Below are 8,400 nucleotides of genomic sequence, written 5' to 3'. Positions count from 1 at the left end.
GTCCCCCGCCACCCGCGTCGTCACCGCCGGCCGTCCCGCCCGTGACCCCGACGCGCCGCTGAACGAGCCGGTCACGTTCGCGTCGACGTTCCACGCCGGCGGCGACGTCGGCTACGGCCGCTACGGCAACCCGTCGTGGACGGCGCTGGAGTCGGCGCTCGGCGACCTCGAGGGCGGCCGCGCGCTGGCGTTCGCGTCCGGCCTCGCGGCATCCAGCGCGGTCATGTCGCTGCTGCCGGAGGGCGCCGTCGTCGTCGCGCCTGACTGCGCCTACCTGGGCGTGCTGGACCAGCTGCGCGAGCGGGCCACCCAGGGCCGGCTGACGCTGCGGCAGCTGCCGGCCACCGATACCGACGGCATCGCCGCGGCGGCCAAGGGCGCGGCGATGGTGTGGCTGGAGTCGCCGACCAACCCGAACCTCGACGTCACCGACATCGCGGCGGTGGCCACGGCGGCGCGTGCGGCCGGCGCGCTCACCGTCGTCGACAACACGTTCGCCACCCCGCTGCTGCAACGGCCGCTGGAGCTGGGCGCCGACGTCGTCGTGCACAGCGTCACCAAGCTGCTGGCCGGCCACTCCGACGTCGTCCTCGGCGCGGTCGTCACGGCCGACGACGCCCTGTACGACCGGTTCGACACACATCGCCGCCTGCACGGCGCGATCCCCGGCCCGATGGAGGCCTACCTCGCCGTGCGCGGCCTGCGGACGCTGTCAGTGCGGCTGGAGCGGGCCCAGGCGAACGCGACGGAGCTGGCGTCGCGGCTGCGCGCGCACCGGTCGGTGAACGTCGTGCGCTACCCCGGCTCCGGGACGATGTGCTCCATCGAGGTCGCCGGCGGTGCGGACGGCGCCGACGCGGTGGTCGCGGCGGTCCGGCTGTGGGTGCACTCGACCAGCCTCGGCGGGGTCGAGTCGTCGCTGGAGCGGCGGCGGCGCTGGCCCACCGAGAGCCCGGCGGTCGACGAGTCGCTCCTCCGCCTCTCCGTCGGCATCGAGGACGTCGAGGACCTGTGGGCCGACCTCTCCCGCGCCCTCGACGGCATCTGACCGAGCATCGCGTGGCGGGTCCCGATCCGGGGCCAACGATCGCGTACATCACCAGGAACACCCGAGCCTCAACACGATTACAGGCGTGGTGAAGCTCTAGAAAACCTCGTGATGCCCCCCGAATCGCCGGCAGATCTCACACCGTGGACGCTCCAACCCGGCAACCCCGCGGCGAACCCAGCGCTCACTCCGCCAGCGCGGGCCGCGACGCCCACCACAGATCCTGGTAGGGACCGTCGACGGCGACCAGCTCGGCGTGGGTGCCGCGCTGCACGACCCGGCCGGCGTCCATCACCACGATCTCGTCGACGGCATCCAGCCCGGCCAGCCGGTGGGTGACGACGACCGTCGTGCGGCCGCGCGTGGAGGCGAGCAGGTCGGTCATGAGGTCGTCGGCGGTGCGCGGGTCCAGGCCCTCGGTCGGCTCGTCCAGCAGCACGACGGGCGGGTCGGCCAGCAGCGCACGGGCCAGCGCCAGCCGCTGCCGCTGGCCGCCGGAGACCTGCCCGCCGGACTCGCCGACCATGGTGTCGAGGCCGGCCGGCAGCGACTCGACCCAGTCGCGCAGCCGGGCCGTCTCCAGCGCGGCCAGCAGGTCGTCGTCGGACGCCGACGGCCGGGCGAGGCGCAGGTTCTCGCGGATCGAGGTGTGGAACAGGTGCGCGTCCTGGGTCACGCCGGTGATGACCGCCCGCACGTCGTCGCCGTCGTAGCGGCGTGTGTCCGCACCGTTGAGCAGCACGGTCCCGGCCGACGGCTCGATGAAGCGCATCAGGCAGGCCAGCAGCGTGCTCTTGCCGGAACCGCTGGCCCCGACGACGGCGACCCGCCGGCCGGGCGGGAGGTCGAGGTCGACGCGGTCGACGGCGTCCACGGTCGCGCCGGGGTAGCGGACCGAGACGCCGCGCAGCGCCACCGTCACCGGGCCGTCCGGCGCCGGCAGTGCGGCGTCGCCCGGCTCGGACACCGGCGCCGGCGTGTCCAGCACGGCCAGCACGCGGCGCAGGGCCGACCGCGACTCCAGCAGCCGCTGCACCGCGGGCACCAGCGGCAGCACCGGCTCGAACGAAATCAGCGCGACCAGTGCGACCACCGGCACCATGACGCCGGCCAGGCCGCCGTCAGCGCGGGTGCCCAGCGCCAGCACCGTCACCGCGACCGTCGTCACGCCCTGGACCAGCATCGCCGCCGCGCCGCCGAGCGCCGTCGTCAGCGCGGTGCGCCGCTCCAGTCGCGCCAGCCGCTCACTTGCGCGCTCCGCCTCCTCCAGCGCCGTCGCCGTGGCGCCGAACACCACGAGGTCGGCGCTGCCCTGCAGCAGATCGGTATGGTGGGCGGCCAGCTCGGCCCGGGCCGGCGCCAGCCGCCGGGCGGTGCGCCGCGCCGCCGCCACCATGAGCAGCGGCACCACGAGCCCGGCCAGCGCCAGCCCGGCCGCCAGCACCACGGCCGCCGACGGCAGTATGACGGCGGAGACCCCGACCGCGACGCCGGCCACCACGACCGCCGTGCTCACCGGCACCAGCACCCGCACAACCAGGTCCTGCACTGCCTCGACGTCGGAGACCATGCGGCTGAGCAGGTCGGAGCTGCGGTAGGCGGGCAGGCCGGAGGGCGCCAGCGGCACCAGCGCGTCGTAGACCCGGCCGCGCAGCGACGCCAGCGCCCGCAGCGCGGCGTCATGGCTGGCCAGCCGCTCGGCGTACCGGAAGACGCCGCGGCCGGTCGCGAACGCCCGCACCCCGACGATGGCCAGCGACAACGCGGCCAGCGGCGGCTGCTCGGCGGCCCGGGCCAGCAGCCAGGCGGCGGTGCCCATCAGCGCCAATGCGGCCAGCTCGGTGGCCACCGACGCGGACACCGCGACGAGCAGCCGGCCGAGGTGGGCACGGAGCAGACCCGCGATCCGCCGCACCATCAGACCACCCCCGCGCGCAGGGCCGGCCCGGCGATGCGGCCGTGCTCCAGCGTGACGACCCGGCCGGCGTCGAGCACCATGGCCGGCCGGTGCGCCACCACCAGCACCGTCCGGCCCGCCATCAGCCGCGCGGTCGCCTCGACGACGACCGCCTCGCTGCCGGCGTCGAGCCCGGCCGTCGGCTCGTCCAGCAGCAGCAGCGGGGCGTCGCGCAGGAACGCGCGGGCCAGCGCGATGCGTTGCCGCTGGCCCGCGGACAGCCCGGCGCCGCGCTCGCCCAGCGGGGTCTCGTAGCCGCGCGGTAGCCTGGCGACGAACTCGTCGGCGTGCGCCAGCGTCGCCGCCCGCACCACGTCGTCATCGGTCGCGTCGGGCCGGCCGAGCCGGATGTTCTCGGCGACGGTGCGGGCGAAGAGGTGAGGCCGCTGCGGCACCCAGGCCAGCTGCCGCCGCCAGCTCTCGGCGTCGGCGGAGGCGAGGTCGAGGCCGCCGGCAAGAACCCGTCCGGACGTCGGCGTCACCAGCCCGAGCAGCACGTTCACCAGCGTGCTCTTGCCGGCACCGCTCGGCCCGACCAGCGCGACCCGCTCGCCCGGGGCGATCGCGAGCGAGACGTCGTCGAGCGCGGCCTCGTCGCGGCCCGGGTAGCGCACCGTGACGCCCTCGAACCGCACGCCCGCGGCGGCGTCGGGCGCGGCGGCCCCGCCGGCGACCGCCGGGTGCCGCTGCCCACCCTCGGCGTCGACCACCGCGAAGCAGCGCTCCGCGACCGCCAGACCCTCGGTGCTCGCGTGGAACTGCGACCCGAGCGCCCGCAGCGGCAGGTACGCCTCCGGCGCGAGCAGCAGCACCAGCAGCGCCGTCTCGAGGCCGAGCCCGCCGTTCAGCGTCCGCAGGCCGATCGGGACCGCGACCAGCGCCACGGACAGCGTCGCGACCAGCTCCAGGACCAGCGACGACAGGAACGCGATGCGCAGCGTACCCATGGTGGCCGACCGGTGCTCGTCGGCGATCCGCCGCACCTGCTCGGCCTGCGACTTCGCCCGGCCGAACGCCCGCAGCGTCGGCAGCCCGGCCACGACGTCGAGGAAATGTCCGCCCAGCCGCTCCAGCGCCCGCCACTGCCGCTCGGTGGCCCGCTTGGTCGACATGCCGACCAGCGCGCCGAAGATCGGGATCAGCGGCAGCGTGACCAGGATGATCACCGCCGACGCGAGGTCGGCGGTGGCGATGCGCACCAGCACCGCGAGCGGGATCACGGCGGCCAGGAACAGCTGCGGGAAGTAGCCGGTGAACCACGGGTCCAGGGCGTCCAGGCCGCGGCCGAGTGTCGTAGTCAGCCCGCCGGTGTGCTGGCCGGACAGCCAGCCCGGGCCCAGCTCCTGGGTACGGCGCAGCACCCGCCGCCGCAGCGACGCCTTCACCGACGCGGCGGCACGCTGGGCCAGCACCTGCTGCGCCCACGACAGCCCGGCCCGGACGGCGAACACGCCGGCCAGCAGCCCCAGCAGCCCGGCGACGGAGCCGGCGGACGGCCCGTCCAGCACGCCGTCGGCCAGCAGCCGCGCCAGCAGCTCGGCCTGCACCAGGATGGCGACGGCCGCGGCCACCGCCAGCAGGGTGAAGCCCAGGGTGACGACGCGGAAGGCGGGCAGGCCGGCGAGCAGCCGGCGGGCGAGCCGGTTCAGAAGAACACCGCCGATCCGACGCCGACGCGGTGCCGGAACGTCCACCACATCCATGCCTGGACGGCGAGCAGGACCGGCAGCACCGGCGCGACGACGGCGCCCAGCAGGTCGAGCGTCCCCGCCGCGGCGATGCCGTCGATCAGCCGTGGCGCCGACGCGAGCCCGGCGGCGAGCACCGGCGCGGCCGCGGCGACCGCCGTGCAGGCGAACGCCCAGCCGTCCCGCTCGCGCCCGAACAGCCGCGTCGCCAGCGGGACCGCCACGACGGCGGCGACCGCCAGCACGGCGGCCGGCAGCGGACGGGCGAGCTCGACGCTGAACGCGGGTGTGACCACGGCGACGGCGGCCAGCAGCGCCAGCGCGGCGGCGCCGGACCGGCGGACGGTGCCGGCGGCGCGAGTACGGCGCTCAGGCGGCAGCCGCAGCGCGGCGAACACCGCGCCGTGCAGCGTGAACACGGCGACCACGACGGCCCCCCACAACAGTGAATACGGCCCCACCAGTGTCTCAACCCCCGGTCGCCCCTCGGTCGGCACCCCCTGGACGACGTTGCCCAGCAGCAGTCCCCAGGCGAACGGGACGGCCGTGCTCGCGATCACGACGACGGTCTCCCAGCCGCCCTGCCACGCCCGCGACGGGCGCCGGCTGCGGAACCAGACCCCGATGTCGCGCAGCACCCAGGCCACCACCAGCCCGACGATCAGCGGGTAGTAGGCGGTCAGCAGGTCCTTCTCCAGCCCGGGGAACGCGCCGATCAGGATGCCGGCCGCCGCGACCAGCCAGACCTCGCCACCGAGCAGGAACGGCCCGATCGCGGTCAGAAGCAGCCGGCGCTCCGGCCCGCTGCGCCCGATGCGCCGCAGCGACGCGCCGGCCCCCAGGGCCGCCCCGTCGATCACCGACCAGCCGGTCAGCAGCAGCCCGAGCAGACCCAGCCAGAGGAGGTCCACGTCAGCTCCTCCCCGCGAGCACGAGTTCCGGCTCCGCTTCCTCGTGGCCGGCGCCGTCGGAGCCCAGCACGAGGTCGTGCGGGCCGCGCCGGGCCAGCCGGGCGATCAGCCACCAGTCGAGCACGGCCAGCGTCGCGAACAGCACGCCGAAGACCACCAGGCTGGTGAGCACAGTGCCGGCCGAGTGCGACGAGACCGCCTCCGCCGTCGTCAGCTCGCCATAGACGACCCACGGCTGGCGGCCCACCTCGCGGATCAGCCAGCCGCAGGCGACCACCACGAACGGCCACGGCAGCGTCCACACGTAGAACCGGTGCCAGAACCGGCGCAGCCAGGCCGGGCGGGTCCGGTCGAACGCGTTCTTGATCAGGAAGAGCAGCAGCCCGAAGAAGGTCAGCAGGTACAGCGTCCCGCTGATCTCCATGAGCGGCCAGGCGAACGAGATCCACGTCGGCGGCGTCCAGTCGCCCGGTCCGTGCAGCGCCTCCATCTCGGCCTGGAACGCGGCCCGCTCCTCCGCGGAGCCGCCGAGTGCCAGCTCCTTGCCCTCGGTCAGGTAGCCGAACTGCGCGTAGCCGTTGCCGACGGCGAACACGGCGGCCACCGCGCCGACGACGACGGCGACCCGCAGCGAGCGGCGGAAGAAGTCGAGGTCGGGCGTGCCGCGCAGGAAGTGCCACGAACAGATGCCGACCATGACGACGCTGCCGGTCAGCAGGCAGACCGGGACGATGTGCAGCAGTGCCCCGACGGCCTGCTGGTTGGTCAGTAGCGCGCCGACATCGTCGATGCGTGCCACACCGTCCTCGATCACGTGGCCGACGGGGTCCTGCAGGAACCCGTTGGCGACCATGACCCAGTACGCCGACAGGTACGCCGCCAGCACCACCAGCCAGATCAGCGCCGTGTGCACCCAGCGGTTCAGCCGGTGCCAGCCGAAGATCCACATGCCGAGAAAGGTCGACTCCAGGAAGAACGCGACCAGCGTCTCGGTGGCCAGCGGCGCGCCGAACACGTCGCCGGCGAACGTCATCAGCCCGCCCCAGTGCAGGCCGAACTGGAACTCCATGGCGAGCCCCACGACGATGCCCATCGCGTAGTTGACGACGTAGAGCTGGCCCCAGTAGCGAGTCAGCCGCTCGTGGACCTCCTTCCCGGTGACCGCCCAGCGGGTCTGGAAGAGCGCGACGACCGGCGCAAGGCCGAGCGTGAGCACCACGAACAGGAAATGGAAGATCGCCATCAGCGCGAACTGCAGCCGCGACACGTCCAGCACGCTCATCCTCGCCCCTCCCGCGCTAGATCCGACTGTCTACACGTAGGCAGGCTACATGACGATGCGTAGACTACCGACATGAAGGCCGATGCCCTCCGCGGCAACCTCGACGCGCTGATCCTCGCCGTCGTCCGCGACCGGCCGCTGCACGGCTACGGCGTCTCCGAGGCGCTGCACGCGCGCAGCGACGGCGCCGTCGACCTCCCTACCGGCACCCTCTATCCCGCGCTGCGGCGGCTGGAGCGGCTGGGCTACCTGCGCAGCTCCTGGGACACCGTCGGCGGCCGCAAGCGGCGCACGTACGAGATCACCCGCGCGGGCAAGGGCTACCTAGCCGCGCAGCAGCAGGCCTGGAGCGAGATGAGCAGCGTCATGAACGCCATCCTGGGCCCGGCGTGAGGTCAGCCGCAGGCAGCGCACCGCCAGCCAGGTGATCCACAGCGTCGATCCCACTGAGAGCAGCGACATCGCCACCAGCTCCGGCCCGTCCCATTCGGCCATGCTGGCCGGCGCGAACGCGCTCAGCACCGCCCCGCTGACGACGTGCAGGACGACGTCGACGAGCGTCACGACGGCGATCACCCGCACCACCCGGCGGGTGGACAGCAGCCGCGCACCGCGGCCGAGCGCCAGCACCGCGACGCCGGCCAGACCCATGAACGCGAAGCTGGAGACGTCGACGGCACGCGAGAGCACGCCGTACCACGGCGACGGCTCCGGCCAGCCCTGCGCGGCGGCCGCCGTCGTCCACGTGTAGGTGGCCAGCGCGAACTGCACCGTCCCGAGGACGACGACCAGCCCGGCCAGGTACCGCGCCGCCACCGCGGCCAGTTCCTCGCGCACACCGGCGGCGACCACCTCGACCGGCCCGAACTCCTCGACGGCCAGCCGCTCGGCCTCGGCGTCCGTGGCGCCGGCCGACCGGTGCGCGTCGGCGGCGTCGCGCAGGCCGTCGCGGAGCTCGCGGATCATGCTGCGCCGGGGCAGCACGGGCCCGCGCACCTCGCGGCGCAACTGGGCGACGTACTGGTCGATCACAGCGCCTCCGACTGGACGGTTCGCCGCCAGCGTAACGGCCGCCCACGGGGGTACAGAAGGCGCGTAGCGTCATCTCCGGGACCGGTCAGGGATGCCCCCGACGCGGCGCGGCCGGTGGGCGGGATCTCGACTTGTCGCTGCCGAGTGATCTAGGCCACGATTGCGCCGATGCGCGGAGTCGGTGACCGCGACTAATCTGTACCAGAGCAGCCGCGCAGATTCGAACGGAAGAAGGCGAACGCGACAGTGGCCCCCACCGGCCCGGAATCGGGATTCGGACCGAACGAGTGGCTCGTCGAGGAGTTCTACGAGAGCTGGCTCGAAGACCCCTCCAGCGTCGACCCCCAATGGGCGGAGTTCTTCGCCGAGCGCAAGGCCGCCGGCACCGCCCCCGCCGCGCCGCCGGCCGGCCGCGGCGACTGCCCCTCGCCGCCGAGGAACACGTCCCATGGGTCCGCGACCCGGTCCGCCGCGCGGCCCGG

General features: G+C 74.4%; 8 protein-coding genes. 3 read left to right on the top strand and 5 right to left on the bottom strand.

All coding sequences use genetic code 11. The features are described 5' to 3' along the window. A partial coding sequence (locus E1262_RS29785; RefSeq protein WP_132107968.1) for a trans-sulfuration enzyme family protein occupies positions 1 to 1,048 on the top strand: 1,048 nt, incomplete at its 5' end. A gap of 184 nt (positions 1,049 to 1,232) precedes the next feature. Here E1262_RS29785 and cydC read toward each other — a convergent pair. The 4 genes from cydC to E1262_RS29765 are packed head-to-tail and all read right to left on the bottom strand — an operon-like array spanning position 1,233 to position 6,886. Beyond that, complete coding sequence (gene cydC / locus E1262_RS29780; protein WP_132107967.1) at positions 1,233 to 2,966, bottom strand: thiol reductant ABC exporter subunit CydC; 1,734 nt, start codon at positions 2,964 to 2,966, stop codon at positions 1,233 to 1,235. Next, a complete protein-coding gene (gene cydD, locus E1262_RS29775) occupies positions 2,966 to 4,708 on the bottom strand; it encodes a thiol reductant ABC exporter subunit CydD (protein ID WP_132107966.1) in 1,743 nt (580 codons plus the stop codon). The genes cydC and cydD overlap by 1 nt, the downstream gene beginning before the upstream one ends. Next, the gene (locus E1262_RS29770) at positions 4,651 to 5,604 is read right to left on the bottom strand and encodes a cytochrome d ubiquinol oxidase subunit II (RefSeq protein WP_132107965.1); all 954 of its coding nucleotides are present in this window, start codon (positions 5,602 to 5,604) and stop codon (positions 4,651 to 4,653) included. The genes cydD and E1262_RS29770 overlap by 58 nt, the downstream gene beginning before the upstream one ends. A 1-nt stretch (position 5,605) precedes the next feature. After that, the gene (locus tag E1262_RS29765; RefSeq protein ID WP_132107964.1) at positions 5,606 to 6,886 is read right to left on the bottom strand and encodes a cytochrome ubiquinol oxidase subunit I; all 1,281 of its coding nucleotides are present in this window, start codon (positions 6,884 to 6,886) and stop codon (positions 5,606 to 5,608) included. A gap of 72 nt (positions 6,887 to 6,958) precedes the next feature. Between E1262_RS29765 and E1262_RS29760 the strand changes: the two genes are divergently transcribed. Continuing rightward, positions 6,959 to 7,279: a PadR family transcriptional regulator gene (locus E1262_RS29760; RefSeq protein WP_132107963.1), complete on the top strand. Its 321-nt coding sequence runs from the start codon at positions 6,959 to 6,961 to the stop codon at positions 7,277 to 7,279. Here the strand turns inward: E1262_RS29760 and E1262_RS29755 are convergent. Further along, positions 7,211 to 7,918, bottom strand: coding sequence for a permease prefix domain 1-containing protein (locus tag E1262_RS29755; RefSeq protein WP_132107962.1), 708 nt, complete (start codon positions 7,916 to 7,918; stop codon positions 7,211 to 7,213). The two genes, E1262_RS29760 and E1262_RS29755, sit on opposite strands and share 69 nt — an antisense overlap. A 246-nt stretch (positions 7,919 to 8,164) precedes the next feature. On the opposite strand from E1262_RS29755, the gene E1262_RS29750 reads away from it, so the two are divergent. Further along, the coding region (locus tag E1262_RS29750; protein ID WP_132107961.1) for a 2-oxoglutarate dehydrogenase E1 subunit family protein at positions 8,165 to 8,400 on the top strand (236 nt) is incomplete at its 3' end.

The organism is Jiangella aurantiaca (assembly GCF_004349105.1).
GTDB lineage: Bacteria > Actinomycetota > Actinomycetes > Jiangellales > Jiangellaceae > Jiangella > Jiangella aurantiaca.
This window is presented reverse-complemented; position numbering and strand designations above follow the sequence as displayed.